Raw genomic sequence first — 18,468 nt, 5'->3', positions numbered from 1 at the left:
CGCCGCCTGAGACGCGCAGGCCGAGCACCACTCCCGGCGGTTTCGATCTCGTGCGGCTCGCCGCGCGCATGACGGCGCGCGACTGGCGCGCGGGCGAACTGACGATGCTGCTCGTGGCGCTCGCGCTGGCCGTCGCGGCGCTCGCGAGCGTGGCGTTCCTCGCCGACCGCCTCGAGCGCGGCCTCGAACGCGATGCACGGCGCATGATCGCCGCCGATTTCATCGTCCGCGCCGATCATCCCGTCGATCCGATGTTCGCGCACGAAGCGCAGTCGCTCGCGCTCTCCACGGCGAACACGGTGATCTTCCCGAGCATGGTCGGCACTGCTGGCGCGAACGGGCAGCCGCTCACGCGGCTGGCGGCCATCAAGGCCGTGTCCGAGGGCTATCCGCTGCGCGGCGCACTGCGTATTGCGTCCGCACCCGCACCCGCGCCCGCACCCGCACCCGCGTCCGCGCCCGGCGCGCCCGATCGCGAGGCGCGGGGCATCCCGCCGCCCGGTACGGTCTGGGTCGACGGCCAACTGATGGATGCGCTCAAGCTCCACGTCGGCAGCATCGTGAAAGTGGGCGCGAGCAGCTTCACGGTGGGCGCCGTCATCACCCGCGAACTCGATCGCGGCTTCTCGTTCGTCAACTTCTCGCCGCGCCTGATGATGCGCGCCGACGAAATCGCCGCCACCGGCCTCATCACCTACGGCAGCCGCGTGACGTACCGGCTACTCGTCGCGGGCGCCGATCCCGCCGTCGCGCAGTTCGCCGCGTGGGCGCATGCGCGCGTCGACGATGGCCAGATGCGCGGCGTCGCCCTCGAATCGCTGCACGACGGCCAGCCGCAGGTGCGCGAGACGCTCGACCGCGCACGCCACTTCCTCACGTTCGTTTCGCTGCTCACCGCGCTGCTCGCAGCCGTCGCAATTGCGATGGCCGCGCACCGCTACACGCGCCGTCATCTCGACAGTTGCGCGGCCATGCGCTGCCTCGGCGCGAGCCAGCGCACGCTGCGGGCGCTTTTCATCCTCGAATTCGCCGGGCTCGGGCTTGCGGGCGGCGTGGCGGGCGTCGCGCTCGGTTACGCGGGGCATCTCGCGCTGCTGGCGTGGCTCGGCAATCTCATCAATGTCGCGCTGCCGCGTCCCGGCCCGCTGCCCGCGCTCGAAGGCATCGCGGCGGGGCTCGTGCTGCTGCTCGGCTTCGCGTTGCCGCCGCTCTTGCCGCTCACGCATGTGTCGCCCGTGCGCGTGCTGCGGCGCGAGTGGGGCGAGGCGAGCCGCACGGCATGGGCCGCGTACGGCGTCGGCATCGCGCTTTTCGCCGGACTGCTGATCATCGCGGCGGGCGAACTGAAGCTCGGCGGCATCGTCGCGGGCGGCTTCGCGCTCGGGCTCGTCGTGTTCGCCGGCATCGCGCGGCTCGCGCTCTGGGGGGCGGCGCGCGTGTCGCGCAGCGGGCGGTTCGGCGCGCTGGTGCGCGCGGGCGTCGGCTGGCGCTATGCGCTGGCGTCGCTGGAGCGTCGGCCCGGCGCGAGCTCGCTGCAGATCACCGCGCTCGCCATCGGCCTCATGTGCCTGCTGCTGATCGCGATGACGCGCAACGACCTGGTGCAAGGCTGGCGCAAATCGACGCCGCCCGATGCGCCGAACGAATTCCTCATCGACATCCAGCCCGATCAGCACGACGCCGTGGCCGCGTGGCTGCGCTCGCACGGCATCGCGGATGTCGACCTTGCCCCGATGGTGCGCGGCCGGCTCCTGTCGATCAACGGCAAGCCGGTGAACCCCGAGCACTACAAGGGCGCGGACGCGCGGCGGCTCGTCGACCGCGAATTCAACCTCTCGTACACGACGCAGCTGCCCGGCGACAACCGCATAACCGCTGGGACGTGGTACGGCGACACGACCACGCCGCAGCTTTCGATCGAAGCGGGGCTGGCGAAGCTGATCGGCGTGAAGCCCGGCGACGTGCTCAAGTTCGACGTGACCGGCCTCGAAGTGAGCGCGCCGGTGACGAGCGTGCGCAAGCTCGACTGGGGTTCGTTCAAGGTGAACTTCTTCGTGCTGATGCCGCCCGCGCTGCTGCGCGATTTCCCGGCCACCTACATCACGAGTTTCCATCTGGCCGATACGCAGCGCAGCGTGGTGGACAGCCTCGTGGCCGAGTATCCGAACGTGACGGCAGTCGATATCGCGCCGATTCTCGCGCAGATCCAGCACGTGCTCGAACAGGTGATCGGCGCCGTGCAGTTCCTGTTTCTGTTCACGCTGGCGGCGGGCGTGCTGGTGCTCTATGCGGCGCTCGCGGGCACGCGCGACGAGCGCATGCGTGAATCCGCGCTGCTGCGCGCGCTCGGCGCGTCGCACCGGCAGGTGCGCGCGGTGCAGGTGACTGAGTTCGTCGCCGTGGGCGCACTGGCCGGGTTCATGGCGGCCATTGGCGCACAGGCGGTGGGCTCGGTGCTCGCGACGTACGTGTTCAACTTCTATCTGCCGTTCGATCCGTGGCTCATGCCCGCGGGCATTGCGGCGGGCGTGGCGTGCGCGGGCGTCGGCGGCTGGATCAGCCTGCGGCACGTGCTGGCGCGGCCCGCGCTGCAGTCGCTGCGCGACGCCTGAGCGCAGAAGCAATGCATCGAGGACGCAGCCGGATTTGCGCTGCGGTGCGGCAGGATGCCGCTGTGCGAGAATCGCAGCCTCGGCCCGGTTTCAGCATCGCTGGGCCGCTTCCAACGTTTTTGTATCGACTATTCGTATGACCGATCCAGCCGACGAAGCGCCGCAGCAGCCCACGGCCTTCGAACTCATCGGCGGCGAGGCGCGCGTGCGCGAACTCGTCGACCGCTTCTACGACCTGATGGACCTCGAAGCCGACTTCGCGGGCATTCGTGCGATGCATCCGCCCACGCTCGACAGTTCGCGCGACAAGCTTTTCTGGTTCTTGTGCGGCTGGCTCGGCGGCCCCGACCACTATATCGAGCGCTTCGGCCACCCGCGCCTGCGCGCGCGGCATCTGCCGTTCGCGATTGCGGCCTCGGAGCGCGACCAGTGGGTGCGCTGCATGGCGCTGGCGATGGAGGACATCGGCGTCGCCGAACCGCTGCGCGAGCGCCTCGTCAGTTCGCTCTTCGATACCGCGGACTGGATGGTCAACAGGCGCTAGCCGGTTGCCGACGACGCGACGCCGAAAGCGGACTGGCCATCGGACCGGTACAGTCCGGTTCACGAGGCGCGCAGGCTGGCTTACCGGATGCGCCGCACGCCGCCCATAATGGCGGTTCGACAGAATCAGGAGGAGAGACTCGGCATGACGACTACCCGGGCGTTGTTTCGCGAGGATGCTTATCTGACGCACTGCGACGCGGCAATCGTCGCGGTGGGCGAGGACGGCGTGCGGCTCGACCAGACGGTGTTCTATCCGCTCGGCGGCGGCCAGGCGGGCGACACGGGTGCGCTGGTGCTGGCGGACGGCACGCGCATCGAGATTGCCGACACGCGCAAGGCGAAGTTCGAAGGCGCCACGCCCGACGACGCGCTGCACGTGCCCGCGCCGGGCCAGGAGGCGCTGCTCGCGCGTCTGCGCACGGGCGAGCCGGTGCGGGCCGAAATCGACTGGGGGCGGCGTTACCGTCATATGCGGCTGCATACGGCGAGTCATCTGATGTGCGCGGTGCTGCCGTATGCCGTCGACGGTTGCAGCATTACGGCCGACTACGCGCGCCTCGACTTCGCGACGGTCGAGCCGATCGAGCGCGACATGATCGAGGCGCGGCTCGCCGAGCTGGTGACGGGCGCGCATGCGGTCGCGACCGAATGGATCACCGACGAAGAAATGGCTGCGCGCCCCGAACTCGTGCGCACGATGAGTGTGAAGCCGCCGGTGGGCCTTGGCCGCGTGCGGCTGTTGCGCATCGAGAACGTGGATTTGCAGCCGTGCGGCGGCACGCATGTGCGCAACACGGCGGAGATCGGTGCGCTCGCTGTGGCGAAGCTCGAAAAGAAGAGCGCGCGCACGCGCCGTCTCGTGCTGGCGCTCGCATGACGGCCGCCATGCCTGAAGCACTAAACGCCCGGGACGTGCTGGACTTCTGGTTCGGCGAGCCCGGTTCACCGGAATACGGCACGGCGCGCAAGATGTGGTTCTACAAGGACGATGCGTTCGATGCGCAATTGCGCGAGCGCTTCGGCGCGCTGCTCGATGCGGCGTGCGCGGGCGAACTCGACACCTGGGGCGCGAGCGCCGAAGGCGCGTTGGCCCTCGTGATCGTGCTGGACCAGTTCTCGCGCAACAGCTATCGCGGCACGCCGCGGGCGTTTGCCGCCGACGCGCGCGCGCTCGCACTCGCGCGCCAGCTTGTGGCGAGCGGCGCGGATCGCACGCTGCCGACGCTTTATCACCGCGTCTTCGCGTATCTGCCGTTCGAGCATGCGGAGTCGATGGACGCGCAGCGCGAGTCGGTGCGCGTCTTTGGCGAACTGGCTTCGGATCCGGATGGGGAAGGGTATTACGACTACGCCGTGCGGCACGCTGATGTCATTGCGCGTTTCGGGCGCTTTCCGCATCGCAACGCGCTGCTGGGCCGCGCGTCGAGCGACGCCGAACTCGCGTTTCTGCGCGAGCCGGGTTCGTCGTTCTAGCTTCGGGCGATTGCTGCCGGTTGCTGAGATTGGGGGCGGCTCAGCGCCCGCCGCTCACGTCGAGGAGCGCGCCGGTCACGTACGACGCGGCATCGCTCAAAAGCCACACAATCGCTTCGGCCACCTCGTCGGCGCCGCCCGGACGCCCGAGCGGCGTCTGCACGCCGAGCACCGCGGCGCGCTCGGGGCGTCCGCCGCTCGCGTGAATATCGGTGTCGATGAGGCCAGGGCGCACGGCGTTCACGCGCACACCCTGCGGGCCCAGTTCTTTCGCGAGGCCGATCGTCATCGTGTCGATGGCGCCCTTCGACGATGCGTAATCGATGTACTCGTTGGGCGACCCGAGCCGCGCCGCCGCCGACGATACGTTCACAATCGCGCCGCCGTCGCCGCCACGGTCCTTCGACATGCGCCGCGCCGCTTCGCGCGCGCACAGAAACGCGCCGTAAACGTTTACGTCGAACATGCGCGCGAGGCGCTCGGCGCTCATGTCGGCGAGCGGCGACGAAGGCGCGACGATGCCCGCGTTGTTGACGAGCGCGTCGATGCGCCCGTAGGCGCTTTCGAGTGTGTCGAACATCGCGATCACATCGGCTTCGTTCGACACGTCGCCGCGCAGCACGCGCGCGTGGCCGCCCGCACGGCCGACTTCTGCCGCGGTTTCCTGCGCGGCGGGCTCGTTATGCCGAAAGTTGACGCCGACGGTCCAGCCGCGCGCGCCGAGCAGCCGCGCGGTTGCCCGGCCAATGCCGCGGCTCGCGCCAGTGATCAGGACGACCTTGCTCATCAGCGTTTCTCCATCGCAGGTTCGAAAGCAGGTTCGAAAATCAGACGTTCTCGCGCATGTCGGCCCACTTGTCCGCTGCGGGCGCATGGTAGCGGCCGATCTTCGCGATCAGCGCGGCGGGATCGGTGTCGATCTGGAGCAGGTCGAGGTAGGTCTGCCGCATGAAGCCTTCGCTCACGGTGTGATTGAGCAGCGCGATGAGCGGATCGTAGAAGCCGTCGATGTTGAGCACGCCGACCGGCTTGTGGTGATAGCCGAGCTGCGCCCACGTGTAGACCTCGAACAGCTCTTCGAGCGTGCCCACGCCGCCCGGAAGCGCAACGAACGCATCGGACAGATCGGCCATCATTTTCTTGCGCTGATGCATGTCGGGCACGACATGCAGCTCGGAGAGGCCTTCGTGGCCGACTTCCTTGTTCAGCAGCAGTTCGGGGATCACGCCGATCGCGCGGCCGCCTTCGGCCATCACGGTGTCGGCGATCACGCCCATCAGGCCCACTTTGCCGCCACCATAGACGAGCCCGAGGTTCGCCGCGACGAGCGCGCGGCCGAACGCCTTCGCGGCTGCGGCGTAGACGGGGTTCACGCCGAACGATGACCCGCAATAGACGCAAACTGCTTTCATTCGCTTATATCCTTGTTTTCTTCGGCTTTTTCGTCCGCTTTCTCGTCCGCCTCGGCGCCCGTGCCGGCAGCGCCATCGCGCGGCGGCAGGTAGTCGTAGAACTCGCGCTTGGGCAGCTTGCCCGATACGAGGTCGTCGAAGAGCTGGCGCGCGCGTCCGCGCAGATACGGCGCCATCAGCGAGACGATCTGCACGCTCACCTGGTGCAGCTCGTCGCGAATCGCGCCCTGGTCGTTGTACTTGCGCGGGTTCATCACGAACTGGTACGAGAGCCAGTACGTGGCGATCACGCCGATGTTGGTCGCGGTCACCGCGATCTCGGCGGGCGTCGCCACCATCTCGCCGTCTTCCACGAGCTGCTCGCAGAACTGCTTCGCGAAGTGCACCTTGTGGCTGATGATCTGCTTGAAGTGCATTTCCAGCGTGCGGTTGCGCGCGAGCAGATCGTTCAGGTCGCGGTAAAGAAACCGGTAGCGCCACGTGAAATCGACCATGTACTGCAGGTAGGCCCACATTTCGTCGATGGTGGCGCGATGGTCGTCGGGAAAGCGCAGACGACGGCCGATCTCCTGCTCGAACTGGCTGAAGATGCTGTTGATGATGTCGTCTTTGTTGCGGAAGTGGTAGTACAGGTTGCCTGGACTGATTTCCATTTCCTCGGCGATCGTCGTTGTCGTGACGTTCGGCTCGCCGATTTCGTTGAACAGCTTCAGCGACAACTCGAGAATCCGCTCGCGCGTACGGCGGGGGGGTTTGGCTTCCATGTCGTCCGGCCCTGTGGGTGCCGGGCTTGCGCGCTGCCGTTGGTTTGCCGCTGCGTCAATTGCCCGGACTCGGTTGGTCTTTGTTTCGTAAGACTGTCCGGGGATTATAAACCGGCGATCTGGACGGTACGGGTGACGCCCCGGGCCCGCGGCTTGCCGCGGGCCCGGGGCGTCGTTGCGGGTGTGTTGCGGGTGCGGCTGCACCCGGGAGAAGGCGGAACTTACAGCGAGCCGAGCCAGCGCAGGAGCGGTGGACCGAAAAGCGGCACGAGGATCAGTCCCCACGTCATCACGCATACCGCGAGCGCCACGGTGACGGCTGCGCTGCCGAGATCCTTGGCGCGCCGCGAAAGCTCGTTGCGTTCGAGCCCGATGCGGTCGATGGCGTTTTCGATGCTCGAATTGATCAGCTCGACGATCAACACCAGCATGACCGACCCGAGCAGCAGCACGCGCGCCACGGGCTCCACCGGCACGACGATGCCGATCGGCAAGAGAATGGCCGCGAGCGTCAGTTCCTGACGAAACGCGCTTTCCTCGCGGATCGCCACGCGAAAGCCAGCGATCGAGTTCTTGAGCGCATGCCAGGCGCGCGTGATGCCGCGATTGCCCTTGTACGGGTTAAACGGGGGCGCAAGGGGATCGTCGGGGCCGAGCGGTTCGCGGGGCTCGTGCGGATCGGCGGGCTCGGCGGCGTCGTGGTACGAGAGCGGCGACTGGGGCGTGTCGTCCAGCGGCATCGCAATGCGGCGCTCCGGCGCCGTGAAGGCCGATGGCTGGGCAGAGCGCGAGGGCGATGGTGAGCGTAGAGGCATGGCGAGGCGGGTAGGTGCACCCCCATCGTACGCTTCGTACGTTGTCCGGGGCGCCGCAACGAGCGAGTCCGCCTCGGGCGGACCCGCCGCGGCGGCAGACGGCGAGCCGGTGCGGGCCGCGAGGGGTGCCTGAGGCGCACCGGCAAGCCGGGCTTTCTCGTTGTCGTCGGTCGGCATGCGCACGGTCGATCCGGTTTTCGGTAAGCGTCACTAAACGTTGCCAAGGGCCGGGGCCGCTCAGGCCGTGGCGCTCGATTCGTGCATCGTCGCAGGCGCACGCGGCTTCAGGTGCGACGCGAACTGCTCGGACGCCGCGCGCCAGGAGAAGCGCTCGGCCCACTCGCGCGCAGTTGCGCGGTCGATCTTGAGCGCTTCGAGGCAGGCTTCGCGCAGATCCTCGTTCATCGCGCCCGCCTGGCCCGTGCCGAGCACGTCGATGGGGCCCGTGACCGGATACGCGGCAACCGGCGTGCCGCACGCGAGCGCTTCGAGCAGCACGAGGCCGAACGTGTCGGTGCGGCTCGGGAACACGAATACGTCGGCGGCGGCGTAGACCTTGGCCAGCTCGGGCTGGCTCAGCACGCCGAGGTAATTCGCCTGCGGATAGCGCGACTTCAGTTCGGCCAGTGCGGGACCCTCGCCGCAGACCCATTTCGAGCCCGGCAGGTCGAGCTTGAGAAACGCCTCGACGTTCTTTTCCACCGCGACGCGGCCCACGTAAAGGAAGATCGGCCGCGCGGTGTTCAGGACCTTCGATTCCATCGGCTGGAAGATGTCGAGATCGACGCCGCGCGTCCACAGCACGACGTTCGTGAAGCCGAATTGTTCGAGGTCCGACTTGACGACGGGCGTTGGCGCCATTACCGCGAGCGAGCGCTTGTGGAACCAGTGCAGGAAGCGGTACGTCGCCGCAAGCGGAATGCCGAAGCGCGCCTGCACGTATTCGGGAAAGCGCGTGTGATAAGCCGTCGTGAACGGCAGATTGTGCTCGATCGCGTAGGCGCGCGCGCCGAGGCCGAGCGGGCCTTCGGTCGCGATATGCAGCGCATCGGGACCGAACGCGTCGATGCGCGAGCGGAGATGACGCTTCGGAAACAGCGAAAGGCGGATCTCGGGATAAGTCGGGCACGGGATCGTGCGGAATTCGAGCGGCGTGAGCAGATCGACCTGATGGCCGAGCGCAGTCAGTTCGCGCGTCGTGTTCTTCAGGGTCCTTACCACGCCGTTGACCTGCGGCTCCCATGCATCGGTCACGATCATTACTTTCATTGGTCGTCGGCCTTCGAAATGTCGGTTGGTGTCGTCCGTCGCGGGCGCTGCCCGCGTTATGCCGCTCAGGCGCTCACGCGCGCCTTGCGTGTCGTGCGCTGTGCCTGCGGCGCCTGCATGACGGTCCAGTAGATGATGCGCAATTCGCCCTCGAAGGTTTCGACGAGCGCCGAGAGGCTCTCCACCCAGTCGCCGTCGTTGCAGTACAGCATGCCGTCGATGTCGCGGATCTCGGCCTTGTGGATGTGGCCGCACACGACGCCGTCGCAGCCGCGGCGGCGCGCTTCGTCGGTCATTACGCGTTCGAACGACGAAATGAAGTTCACCGCGTTTTTCACCTGGTGCTTGAGGTACTGCGAGAGCGACCAGTACTGAAACCCGAGCCGCGAGCGGATCCGGTTGAACCAGCGGTTCAGCACGAGGATCACCGTGTACGCCGAGTCGCCGAGATAGGCGAGCCACTTCGCATGCTGGATCACGCCGTCGAAGAGATCGCCGTGCACGACCCACATGCGCTTGCCCGCGAGCGTCGTGTGGAAGGCTTCCTCGCGCACCTGGATGTCGCCGAACGAGAGGTCGCAGAACTGGCGCGCCGCTTCGTCGTGATTGCCGGGGACGTACACGACATGCGTGCCCTTGCGCGCCTTGCGCAGCACCTTCTGCACGACGTCGTTGTGCGCCTGCGGCCAGTACCAGCCTTTCTTGAGCTGCCAGCCGTCGATGATGTCGCCGACGAGGTACAGGTAGTCCGAATCGTTATGGCGCAGGAAATCGAGCAGATAGTTGGCCTGGCAACCACTTGAGCCGAGGTGAATATCGGAGAGCCAGATGGTGCGGTAGCGATGCGGGGCGGGATGGTCGTCGTCGTGGGAGCCGGGCGACGTGGAGTCGTTCAGGGGCAGCGGCGGTGGCGGGGAGAACGAGCCGTCGGCGGGACCAGGGAGGAGTGCGGCGGGGTCGGTAGCCGTTCCGGTGGTTTGCCGGAAGAGTGTGGTCGCGGACGTGTTTGAGGCCATGGCTCACGCGGCGGGTTGTAATGCGTGCATTGCGCCATGCAGGCGTGACCGTGCCATGACAGTCACAAGAACGGCGTGTTACGCCGTCCGTGGATGTGGTGTGGTTGCGACGAAAGATTTGCGCGCGGGTTTGCGCACGCTGTCGAGGCGAGGCGGTTTTGATACGCGCTACGGCCGCTGAGGCGTTTGCGCCCTTTTGCGACCTTTACAGCCTTTGCGGCCGCGGCGGTGGGGCGTTTAGCGCGGCACCGCGACGACGCACGTACCGGCGATGCGATCGTGCGGGAGCTGCCGGCCGGGGATGAAGCGGGCGCTTGCAACCCAGAGCACGAACCACACGGCGACGAGCACGAGCGTGTGCGGAACCGTGAAATGGAAAATCGTGTGCAGCGCGAGCGGCGGCAGGAACCAGAGCCACGCGGCGAAATACCGCACCGTGGCGCGCGACAGTGACGGCGGTTTCCCGTTCGGGCCGATCACGCGGATGCGCCATGTTTTCATCGGCAGCGTCTGGCCGCCGCTGTGCCAGAAGCCGACGAAGTACACGCCCGCGACAATCGCGATCCACGCCGACATCAGGTTGTGGTACGTGAACCCGTTACGTGCGTGCAAGGCGAGACTGAACGCGAGCGCGGCGAGAAAGATCACGCCGAAGAGCAGCACGGACTCGTAGACGAGCGCGGCAAGGCGTCGGCGGATCGTGGCGGGCTGCGGTGCGGAGGGGGCGCTCTGTGGCGCGGCGGCGGGAGCGCGTGTGTTCACGTGTACGTCGGTGTTTGAGCGGAAGGCCGTAAGCATAACCGCGAACGCCGCCGATGCGGCATAAGCCGTTTGTCGCGGCGCTTGTCTTGGCGTTTGTTCTGGTGTTTGTCCCGGCGATTGTCCCAGGCCAGGGCGGTTCAGGAGCCCTTGAACGCCGCAGGCGCTTCGGCGGGCGAAACCGGGATCGGCGTTGCGGGCACGAAGCTGGCGGCGGGCGCCGTGCCTGCCGCCGCCGTGCCCGCCGTCGCGGACGCCGGTGCGTTCATCGCGCCGGATGCGCCGTGGGCCGCGGATGCGGCGGCCGGACCGGACGCCGGGAGCGCCGTCGATGGATGCGTCAAGCGGCGTTCGCGCTCGACGAGGTGCTCGATGCCGCGAATTTCGCTCTTGCCGCCCGAGGGCGGCGCGCTCACGACCGTGCGGCGCTTGCGCTCGCTCGCGGCGAGGCGCGCTTTCTGGTCAGGGGGAAGTTGCTGGTAGTCCTTCCATGCACGCTGGCGGGCCTGCGCGGGCAGTGCTTTGGAGACTTGATAATTCTCGCGCGCGACACGGCGCTGCTCGGGCGTCATCTCGACCCATTCGGCCATGCGCGCGTGCAGGTGTTCTTGCGCTTCCGGCGACATCTTCGGGTAACGCGCGGCGATCCTCAGCCATTTGCGTCGACGCTCGTCGCCGAAATGGTCCCATTCGTTCGCGAACGGCGCGAGCGCGACGTGCTGCGCGTCCGAAAGGTTCGCCCACGCGAGCCGGTCGCTTGGGCCGGGCAATGGCGCAAACGCCGTGGCAATCGACGTTTCGACGGAAGGGGTGCTGGCCGGTGCACTCTGGACGGCGCTGGTTGCGTGTCCAGGATGAAAACGCGGGTAGGTCGCCGCATAAGACACCAGTACCGCGATGACCGATCCAGCTACTACGGCGAGGCCGCGCTTGTAACTCACCCCGCGAGCCTCCCGGTCAGTGAGAACGCGACAGATACGCGTTGAAACCGTGATCGAGATACGCCGTGAGCGGCAGGTCGTCGCTCAGCATGGCGGCATCGATATCGGCCAGCTCGGCCGTGCGTTGCTGATCCTCGAAATACGCGATGGCGAAGAGCCCGGCGACAAGCGCCGCGAGCGGCCATGCGAGCGCGAAGCGCGCGAGCCGCGAACGGCGGCGCGGCGCGGCAAAGTCGGCCGGCACGCCAGCAGGCACGAGAGCCGGGACGCGCACGAACTCCGGTTCAGGTTTTTTGCGCGCGAGCGCGGCCTGGCGGGCGACGGCGAGTCGGTCGGCAGTAGAAACGGGCAGGCTGGCGGCGCTCTCGTCGAGCGCACGGCGCAGTTCCCGCACGAACTCTGATTCTTTGTTGTCGAGAGCGGAACTCATAGGGTGATTCCTTTCGCCTTGAGCGCTTGTGCCAGCGTGTGCGTGGCTCGCGAGCAGTGCGTTTTCACGCTGCCTTCGGAGCAGCCCATGGCGGCGGCGGTTTCGGCGACATCCATATCTTCCCAGTAACGCATCAGAAACGCTTCCCGTTGACGCGCCGGTAATTTTTGGACTTCTTCGTCGATCAGGTTCAGGACCTGTTCCCGTTCGAGCTGCTGCTCGCTGCTTTCGGCGCCGGCCGATCCCTGCGCCACCTCGATGGTTTCGAGTGGGTCGAAATCCTCGTCTTCCGCGTTGCCGAGCGACGAGAACAGGCTCACCCACGTATTGCGTACTTTTTGTCGCCGAAAATAATCGTGCGTTGTGTTTTGAAGGATGCGCTGAAAAAGCAGGGGCAGCTCGGCCGCGGGCCGGTCGCCATATTTTTCGGCGAGCTTGATCATCGCGTCCTGCACGATGTCGAGCGCGGCGTCGTCGTCTCGCACGGCGTAGACCGTCTGCTTGAACGCGCGTCTTTCGACGCCCGCCAGGAAGTCGGCGAGTTCCTTGTCTGATGCCATCCGTTGCAGGGCGCCGCCACCAGCGTACGCGTAACCGTTCGAAAAATGTCGTAAAAACTCGCGGATGCTAGCAAATTTTTGCCTCGCCCGGGTAATGGATCGCTCGGCAGGGCTGTCCCGCATCGCCTCCGCACGGCCCGACGGGAGGCTCGGCGCGCCCGCCCGTGGCCGCATGCGAGCGCGTTTCCCGGTCCGTTTTCCAGCCTGTTTGCCAACATGTACCTGCATGTACACATCGGCGCCAAGATTTGCTTGACCGGTTGCGTGCGAATCGCTATCTTCGACGGTTCGCGATATATAAGTGACTCTGTCTCAATTCAGATGTGGCCCATGAGGCTCATCTGTCAACTGGACGCGCCGCTTGAACCCGAGCCACAAGCCCGGCGGAGAGCACCCGATCAATTTTTTGCCGAAAATTCGAAAGGTGAATGATGAATATTCCCAGCGCGGAATTCTCCACGTCGATTCCCCCCAGCTCCGCTGAATCTGACCCCGAAGGCCAAAACGGCAGCTCCATTGGCGCAACCGTGCTGATGAAAGCGCTCGCCGACGAGCAGGTCGAATTCATCTGGGGCTACCCCGGCGGCTCCGTCCTCTACGTCTACGACGAGCTCTACAAGCAGGACAAGATCCAGCACATCCTCGTGCGCCACGAACAGGCCGCCGTGCACGCTGCCGACGGCTACGCCCGTTCGAGCGGCAAGGTCGGCGTGTGCCTCGTGACCTCCGGCCCCGGCGTCACCAACGCGGTGACCGGCATCGCGACGGCGTACATGGATTCGATCCCGCTGGTCGTCATCAGCGGGCAGGTGCCCACTGCCGCGATCGGTCAGGACGCCTTCCAGGAGTGCGACACGGTGGGCATTACGCGCCCCTGCGTGAAGCACAACTTCCTCGTGAAGGACGTGCGCGACCTCGCGGCGACCGTCAAGAAAGCCTTCTACATTGCGCGCACCGGCCGTCCCGGTCCCGTGCTGATCGACATTCCGAAGGACGTGTCGAAGGCTCCGTGCGCCTATGAACCGCTCAAGAGCGTGTCGCTGCGCTCTTACAACCCGGTCACCAAGGGCCACTCGGGGCAGATCCGCAAGGCAGTTTCGCTGCTCCTCTCGGCCAGGCGTCCGTACATCTACACCGGCGGCGGCATCATCCTCGCCGACGCGGCGCGCGAGCTGAACCAGTTCGCCGACCTGCTCGGCTACCCGGTGACGAACACGCTGATGGGGCTCGGCGGCTATCGCGCGAGCGATAGCAAGTTCCTCGGCATGCTCGGCATGCACGGCACGTACGAAGCCAACATGGCGATGCAGCACTGCGACGTGCTGATCGCGATCGGAGCGCGCTTCGACGACCGCGTGATCGGCAACCCCGCACACTTCACCTCGCAGCCGCGCAAGATCATTCACATCGACATCGATCCTTCGTCGATTTCGAAGCGCGTGAAGGTCGACATCCCGATCGTCGGCGACGTGAAGGAAGTGCTCAAGGAACTCATCGAGCAGCTTCAGCACGCCGAGCACGGCCCCGACACCGAGGCGCTCGCAGCCTGGTGGAAGGACATCGAGGGCTGGCGCGAGAAGAACTGCCTGAAGTTCGACCGCGGCACGGAGATCATCAAGCCGCAGTACGTCGTCGAAAAACTGTGGGAGTTGACGGGCGGCAATGCGTTCGTCTGCTCGGACGTCGGCCAGCACCAGATGTGGGCCGCGCAGTTCTACCGCTTCAACCAGCCGCGCCGCTGGATCAACTCGGGCGGCCTCGGCACGATGGGCTTCGGCTTGCCGGCGGCGATGGGCGTGAAGATGGCGCACCCGGACGAGGACGTCGTCTGTATCACGGGCGAAGGCTCGATCCAGATGTGCATTCAGGAACTGTCGACCTGCAAGCAGTACGACACGCCCGTGAAGATCATCTCGCTCAACAACCGCTACCTCGGCATGGTTCGCCAGTGGCAGCAGATCGAATACGACAAGCGCTATTCGCATTCGTACATGGATGCGCTGCCCGACTTCGTGAAGCTCGCCGAAGCGTACGGCCACGTGGGCATCCGCATCGACAAGACGGCCGATGTGGAACCCGCGCTCAAAGAAGCACTGCGACTGAAGGACCGCACCGTGTTCCTCGATTTCCAGACCGACCCCTCCGAAAACGTGTGGCCGATGGTACAGCCCGGCAAGGGCATCACCGACATGCTGCTCGGTTCGGAAGAACTGTAACGGTCATTGAACGGCGCCGCTCCCACTTCGCGCGGCGCGCGTCTTCACGAAGGACGCGCGAATTCGCGGAGGCAGGGCGGCAACCACGCTCAAACTGGATAAATCGCGGAACACATCATGAGACACATTATTTCCGTTTTGCTGGAAAACGAGCCGGGCGCGCTGTCGCGCGTGGTCGGACTCTTCTCCGCACGCGGCTACAACATTGAAACCTTGACCGTGGCGCCGACCGAAGACCGGTCGCTGTCACGCATGACCATCGTTTCCGTTGGCTCTGACGACGTGATCGAACAGATCACGAAGCATCTGAACCGCCTGATCGAGGTGGTGAAAGTGGTCGACCTGACCGAGGGCGCCCACATCGAGCGTGAGCTGATGCTGATCAAGGTTCGGGCGGTCGGCAAGGAACGCGAGGAGATGAAACGGATGGCGGATATTTTCCGCGGCCGCATCATCGACGTTACCGAAAAGACTTACACGATCGAACTGACGGGGGCGAGCGAGAAGCTCGACGCGTTCATCGAGGCAATCGACTCCACGGCGATTCTCGAAACCGTCCGCACGGGCGGCTCGGGCATCGGACGCGGCGAGCGCATTCTGAAGGTGTGACGCCCGGCAGCATGCGTCGATCCAGTTCGACGATCGACCGCCGGAACCCGGCCGGGCGCGGCGCTTAACGTTAAAACAAGAGCGCGCCCGGCGCAGCTAAACGCCGCTTACGTAAAGCAGTACCGGAACTCTCCATTTTTTGCATATCGCCAGGGAACAGACATGAAAGTTTTTTACGACAAGGACGCCGACCTCTCCCTCATCAAGGGCAAGCAGGTCACCATCATCGGTTACGGTTCGCAAGGCCACGCGCACGCACTGAACCTGAAGGACAGCGGCGTGAATGTCACCGTCGGCCTGCGCCGCGGCGGCGCTTCGTGGAGCAAGGCTGAGACCGCCGGCCTCACGGTCAAGGAAGTCGCCGAAGCCGTCAAGAACGCCGACGTCGTGATGATGCTGCTGCCGGACGAGCAGATCGCCGACGTCTATGCGAAGGAAGTCCACGCAAACCTGAAGCAAGGCGCCGCGCTCGCGTTCGCGCACGGCTTCAACGTCCACTACGGCCAGGTGATCCCGCGCGCCGACCTCGACGTCATCATGATCGCGCCGAAGGCCCCCGGCCACACGGTTCGCGGCACCTACTCGCAAGGCGGCGGCGTTCCCCATCTGATCGCCGTCCACCAGGACAAGTCGGGCGCAGCGCGTGACATCGCGCTGTCGTACGCTGCGGCAAACGGCGGCGGCCGTGCCGGCATCATCGAAACGAACTTCCGCGAAGAGACCGAAACCGACCTGTTCGGCGAGCAGGCCGTGCTGTGCGGCGGTACGGTCGACCTGATCAAGGCCGGCTTCGAAACGCTGGTTGAAGCGGGCTACGCGCCGGAAATGGCGTACTTCGAGTGCCTGCACGAGCTCAAGCTGATCGTCGACCTGATCTACGAAGGCGGCATCGCGAACATGAACTACTCGATCTCGAACAACGCCGAGTACGGCGAGTACGTGACGGGTCCGCGCGTCATCACCGCCGAAACGAAGAAGGTCATGAAGGAAGTCCTGAAGGACATCCAGACCGGCGAATACGCGAAGAGCTTCATCCTCGAAAACAAGGCCGGTGCGCCGACGCTGCAGTCGCGCCGCCGCCTTGGCGCCGAGCACCAGATCGAAACGGTCGGTGCGAAGCTGCGCGCGATGATGCCGTGGATCGCGAAGAACAAGCTCGTCGACCAGTCGAAGAACTAAGCGCGCTCGCTGCTTATTTGCCGCTGATTTGCCACTCCAGCGGCGCGTGCGGACAGGCATTCATGCCGCCGCCGCGCCGTGGCAAGCATCAACAAAAGCCGCCCAGGTGGGGATGAACCCAGGGCGGCTTTTGCTATCCTACGGTTTTCGAAAAAATACCGAAGCCAATATGAATTACCCTCATCCGATCATCGCCCGCGAAGGCTGGCCGTTCATCGCCATTGCGGCCGTCGTGGTGCTCTTGATCCAGGCAATCGCAGGGTTCGGGCTCGCGTGGCCGTTCTGGCTGATCCTCATCTTCGTCGTCCAGTTCTTCCGCGATCCGCCGCGGCCCATTCCGCAGCAGGCCAATGCCGTCCTGTGTCCCGCCGATGGCCGCATCGTCGCCGTCGAGACCGCGCACGATCCGTATGCAAACCGTGAAGCGCTGAAAATCAGCGTGTTCATGAACGTCTTCAACGTCCATTCGCAACGCTCGCCCGTGGACGGCGCCGTCGCCAAGGTCGAGTACTTCCCGGGCTCGTATCTGAACGCCGCGATCGACAAGGCTTCCACCGAGAACGAGCGCAACGCCGTCGTCCTCACGATGGCCGACGGCACGGTGGTGACCTCCGTGCAGATCGCCGGTCTCATCGCGCGCCGCATTCTGTGCTACGTGCGCTCGGGCGAGCCGCTCATGCGCGGCCAGCGCTACGGCTTCATCCGCTTTGGCTCGCGCGTCGACGTGTACCTGCCGCTGGGCAGCCGCCCGCGCGTATCGATCGGCGAGAAGGTGTCTGCCTCGTCGACGATCCTCGCCGAACTACAAACACAATCGGCTTAAGGAGGGGTGCGATGGCCGGATTCAAATCGCGTCGTCCCCGCAATAGCGCCGGCTCGTCGTTGCCGCGGCCGTTTCGGCGCAACAAGGCTGTGCAGGAGCAGGTAGGCGTCGCCGCGACCCGCCGTGCCGCGCGCCAGCAGTTCCTCAGAAAGCGCGGCATCTATCTGCTGCCCAACGCGTTCACGACCGCCGCGCTGTTCTGCGGCTTCTTCGCCGTCGTGCAGGCGATGAACGTGCGCTTCGAGATCGCGGCCATCGCGATCTTCGTGGCGATGGTGCTCGACGGTATGGATGGCCGCGTCGCGCGCATGACGCACTCGCAGAGCGCATTCGGCGAGCAGTTCGACAGCCTCTCGGACATGGTTTCGTTCGGCGTCGCGCCCGCACTCGTGATGTACGAGTGGGTGCTCAAGGATCTCGGGCGCTGGGGCTGGCTTGCGGCGTTCGTCTACTGCTCGGGTGCCGCGCTGCGGCTCGCACGTTTCAATACGAACATCGGCGTGGTCGACAAGCGCTACTTTCAGGGCTTGCCGAGCCCGGCGGCGGCGGCGCTGATCGCCGGCTTCGTGTGGCTCGCCACCGACAACCGTGTGCCCGTCAAGCTCTCGTGGCTGCCGTGGGTCGCGTTCGTGCTGACGATCTATGCGGGCGTGACCATGGTGTCGAATGCGCCGTTTTACAGCGGCAAGGCGCTCGACGTGCGCCACCGCGTGCCGTTCGCCGCGATCCTGCTCGTCGTCATGGCGTTCGTGCTCGTATCGTCCGATCCGCCGCTCATGCTGTTCTGCCTGTTCGTGCTCTACGGCCTCTCCGGCTACGTGTTCTGGGCCTACCAGGCGATGCGCGGCCGCAGCAACCCCGCGCGCTCGTCACCGCGCGAGCGCTAGCCGCCAGGCGGTAAGCGGGCAACCGCGCCGCCCGCCGTGATTACTTGGGGCCGCTTCCATGCGGCCCCATTCTTTTGGTGTCTGTGTTTTGCGCCCGCGTTTTGCACCTGCGTTTTGCGCCGTATCGTGTGGTGTGGCGTGGTATGGCGCGGCGTCG

19 protein-coding genes are annotated in these 18,468 nt (G+C 65.9%); 9 read left to right on the top strand and 10 right to left on the bottom strand.

The window, feature by feature from the left end; genetic code table 11:
* Positions 1-68 precede the first annotated feature (68 nt).
* The 4 genes from ACFPTO_RS16375 to ACFPTO_RS16360 all read left to right on the top strand — a co-directional run bounded on the left by ACFPTO_RS16375 (position 69) and on the right by ACFPTO_RS16360 (position 4,631).
* Positions 69-2,612 carry an ABC transporter permease gene (locus ACFPTO_RS16375; RefSeq protein WP_377712922.1) on the top strand — a complete coding sequence of 848 codons (2,544 nt, stop codon included), beginning with the start codon at positions 69-71 and terminating at the stop codon, positions 2,610-2,612.
* Between the two features lie 136 nt (positions 2,613-2,748).
* On the top strand, positions 2,749-3,156 hold the full coding sequence (locus tag ACFPTO_RS16370; protein WP_377712754.1) for a group II truncated hemoglobin: 408 nt from the start codon (positions 2,749-2,751) through the stop codon (positions 3,154-3,156).
* Positions 3,157-3,300: 144 nt separating this feature from the next.
* A complete protein-coding gene (locus tag ACFPTO_RS16365; protein ID WP_377712752.1) occupies positions 3,301-4,035 on the top strand; it encodes an alanyl-tRNA editing protein in 735 nt (244 codons plus the stop codon).
* A gap of 8 nt (positions 4,036-4,043) precedes the next feature.
* Positions 4,044-4,631, top strand: a complete 588-nt coding sequence (locus ACFPTO_RS16360; protein ID WP_377712751.1) for a DUF924 family protein — start codon at positions 4,044-4,046, stop codon at positions 4,629-4,631.
* A 40-nt stretch (positions 4,632-4,671) separates the two neighbouring features.
* Here ACFPTO_RS16360 and ACFPTO_RS16355 read toward each other — a convergent pair whose 3' ends face one another.
* From ACFPTO_RS16355 to ACFPTO_RS16310, 10 genes are all read right to left on the bottom strand, one after another.
* On the bottom strand, positions 4,672-5,418 hold the full coding sequence (locus tag ACFPTO_RS16355; RefSeq protein ID WP_377712749.1) for an SDR family oxidoreductase: 747 nt from the start codon (positions 5,416-5,418) through the stop codon (positions 4,672-4,674).
* A 40-nt stretch (positions 5,419-5,458) separates the two neighbouring features.
* A complete protein-coding gene (locus ACFPTO_RS16350; RefSeq protein WP_296653255.1) occupies positions 5,459-6,043 on the bottom strand; it encodes an LOG family protein in 585 nt (194 codons plus the stop codon).
* Positions 6,040-6,807: a TetR/AcrR family transcriptional regulator gene (locus ACFPTO_RS16345; RefSeq protein ID WP_377712747.1), complete on the bottom strand. Its 768-nt coding sequence runs from the start codon at positions 6,805-6,807 to the stop codon at positions 6,040-6,042. The genes ACFPTO_RS16350 and ACFPTO_RS16345 overlap by 4 nt, the downstream gene beginning before the upstream one ends.
* 221 nt (positions 6,808-7,028) lie before the next feature.
* Positions 7,029-7,547 carry a diacylglycerol kinase gene (locus ACFPTO_RS16340; protein WP_377712920.1) on the bottom strand — a complete coding sequence of 173 codons (519 nt, stop codon included), beginning with the start codon at positions 7,545-7,547 and terminating at the stop codon, positions 7,029-7,031.
* Positions 7,548-7,859: 312 nt separating this feature from the next.
* On the bottom strand, positions 7,860-8,891 hold the full coding sequence (locus tag ACFPTO_RS16335; protein ID WP_377712745.1) for a glycosyltransferase family 4 protein: 1,032 nt from the start codon (positions 8,889-8,891) through the stop codon (positions 7,860-7,862).
* A gap of 65 nt (positions 8,892-8,956) precedes the next feature.
* Positions 8,957-9,907, bottom strand: a complete 951-nt coding sequence (locus ACFPTO_RS16330) for a UDP-2,3-diacylglucosamine diphosphatase (RefSeq protein ID WP_377712743.1) — start codon at positions 9,905-9,907, stop codon at positions 8,957-8,959.
* A gap of 237 nt (positions 9,908-10,144) precedes the next feature.
* Positions 10,145-10,669 (bottom strand): RDD family protein, encoded by a 525-nt coding sequence (locus ACFPTO_RS16325; protein ID WP_377712741.1) that lies wholly within the window; start codon positions 10,667-10,669, stop codon positions 10,145-10,147.
* Positions 10,670-10,806: 137 nt separating this feature from the next.
* Positions 10,807-11,607, bottom strand: coding sequence for a DUF3106 domain-containing protein (locus ACFPTO_RS16320; RefSeq protein ID WP_377712739.1), 801 nt, complete (start codon positions 11,605-11,607; stop codon positions 10,807-10,809).
* Between the two features lie 16 nt (positions 11,608-11,623).
* Positions 11,624-12,037, bottom strand: coding sequence for a DUF3619 family protein (locus tag ACFPTO_RS16315; RefSeq protein WP_377712738.1), 414 nt, complete (start codon positions 12,035-12,037; stop codon positions 11,624-11,626).
* Positions 12,034-12,597 (bottom strand): RNA polymerase sigma factor, encoded by a 564-nt coding sequence (locus ACFPTO_RS16310; protein WP_377712918.1) that lies wholly within the window; start codon positions 12,595-12,597, stop codon positions 12,034-12,036. The genes ACFPTO_RS16315 and ACFPTO_RS16310 overlap by 4 nt, the downstream gene beginning before the upstream one ends.
* A 431-nt stretch (positions 12,598-13,028) precedes the next feature.
* Between ACFPTO_RS16310 and ACFPTO_RS16305 the strand changes: the two genes are divergently transcribed.
* The 5 genes from ACFPTO_RS16305 (at position 13,029) to pssA (ending at position 18,311) form a co-directional block, all read left to right on the top strand.
* Positions 13,029-14,813: an acetolactate synthase 3 catalytic subunit gene (locus ACFPTO_RS16305; protein ID WP_377712916.1), complete on the top strand. Its 1,785-nt coding sequence runs from the start codon at positions 13,029-13,031 to the stop codon at positions 14,811-14,813.
* A gap of 117 nt (positions 14,814-14,930) precedes the next feature.
* A complete protein-coding gene (ilvN, locus tag ACFPTO_RS16300; RefSeq protein ID WP_377712736.1) occupies positions 14,931-15,422 on the top strand; it encodes an acetolactate synthase small subunit in 492 nt (163 codons plus the stop codon).
* A 162-nt stretch (positions 15,423-15,584) separates the two neighbouring features.
* Positions 15,585-16,601 carry a ketol-acid reductoisomerase gene (gene ilvC / locus ACFPTO_RS16295; RefSeq protein ID WP_293041707.1) on the top strand — a complete coding sequence of 339 codons (1,017 nt, stop codon included), beginning with the start codon at positions 15,585-15,587 and terminating at the stop codon, positions 16,599-16,601.
* A gap of 169 nt (positions 16,602-16,770) precedes the next feature.
* Positions 16,771-17,424: a phosphatidylserine decarboxylase gene (locus tag ACFPTO_RS16290; protein ID WP_377712735.1), complete on the top strand. Its 654-nt coding sequence runs from the start codon at positions 16,771-16,773 to the stop codon at positions 17,422-17,424.
* Between the two features lie 11 nt (positions 17,425-17,435).
* Positions 17,436-18,311: a CDP-diacylglycerol--serine O-phosphatidyltransferase gene (pssA, locus tag ACFPTO_RS16285; RefSeq protein WP_377712733.1), complete on the top strand. Its 876-nt coding sequence runs from the start codon at positions 17,436-17,438 to the stop codon at positions 18,309-18,311.
* The last annotated feature ends 157 nt before the right edge of the window (positions 18,312-18,468 follow it).

The sequence above is a fragment of the Paraburkholderia denitrificans genome (genome assembly GCF_042655705.1).
Taxonomy (GTDB): Bacteria; Pseudomonadota; Gammaproteobacteria; order Burkholderiales; family Burkholderiaceae; genus Paraburkholderia; species Paraburkholderia denitrificans.
This window is presented reverse-complemented; position numbering and strand designations above follow the sequence as displayed.

Excerpts from the sequence above, each read along its gene's own strand:
- ACFPTO_RS16375 (WP_377712922.1), top strand. The coding sequence starts at position 69 with ATGACGGCGCGCGACTGGCGCGCGGGCGAACTGACGATGCTGCTCGTG.
- ACFPTO_RS16370 (WP_377712754.1), top strand. The coding sequence starts at position 2,749 with ATGACCGATCCAGCCGACGAAGCGCCGCAGCAGCCCACGGCCTTCGAA.
- ACFPTO_RS16365 (WP_377712752.1), top strand. The coding sequence starts at position 3,301 with ATGACGACTACCCGGGCGTTGTTTCGCGAGGATGCTTATCTGACGCAC.
- ACFPTO_RS16360 (WP_377712751.1), top strand. The coding sequence starts at position 4,044 with ATGCCTGAAGCACTAAACGCCCGGGACGTGCTGGACTTCTGGTTCGGC.
- ACFPTO_RS16355 (WP_377712749.1), bottom strand. The coding sequence starts at position 5,418 with ATGAGCAAGGTCGTCCTGATCACTGGCGCGAGCCGCGGCATTGGCCGG.
- ACFPTO_RS16350 (WP_296653255.1), bottom strand. The coding sequence starts at position 6,043 with ATGAAAGCAGTTTGCGTCTATTGCGGGTCATCGTTCGGCGTGAACCCC.
- ACFPTO_RS16345 (WP_377712747.1), bottom strand. The coding sequence starts at position 6,807 with ATGGAAGCCAAACCCCCCCGCCGTACGCGCGAGCGGATTCTCGAGTTG.
- ACFPTO_RS16340 (WP_377712920.1), bottom strand. The coding sequence starts at position 7,547 with ATGCCGCTGGACGACACGCCCCAGTCGCCGCTCTCGTACCACGACGCC.
- ACFPTO_RS16335 (WP_377712745.1), bottom strand. The coding sequence starts at position 8,891 with ATGAAAGTAATGATCGTGACCGATGCATGGGAGCCGCAGGTCAACGGC.
- ACFPTO_RS16330 (WP_377712743.1), bottom strand. The coding sequence starts at position 9,907 with ATGGCCTCAAACACGTCCGCGACCACACTCTTCCGGCAAACCACCGGA.
- ACFPTO_RS16315 (WP_377712738.1), bottom strand. The coding sequence starts at position 12,037 with ATGAGTTCCGCTCTCGACAACAAAGAATCAGAGTTCGTGCGGGAACTG.
- ACFPTO_RS16310 (WP_377712918.1), bottom strand. The coding sequence starts at position 12,597 with ATGGCATCAGACAAGGAACTCGCCGACTTCCTGGCGGGCGTCGAAAGA.
- ACFPTO_RS16305 (WP_377712916.1), top strand. The coding sequence starts at position 13,029 with ATGAATATTCCCAGCGCGGAATTCTCCACGTCGATTCCCCCCAGCTCC.
- ilvN (WP_377712736.1), top strand. The coding sequence starts at position 14,931 with ATGAGACACATTATTTCCGTTTTGCTGGAAAACGAGCCGGGCGCGCTG.
- ilvC (WP_293041707.1), top strand. The coding sequence starts at position 15,585 with ATGAAAGTTTTTTACGACAAGGACGCCGACCTCTCCCTCATCAAGGGC.
- ACFPTO_RS16290 (WP_377712735.1), top strand. The coding sequence starts at position 16,771 with ATGAATTACCCTCATCCGATCATCGCCCGCGAAGGCTGGCCGTTCATC.
- pssA (WP_377712733.1), top strand. The coding sequence starts at position 17,436 with ATGGCCGGATTCAAATCGCGTCGTCCCCGCAATAGCGCCGGCTCGTCG.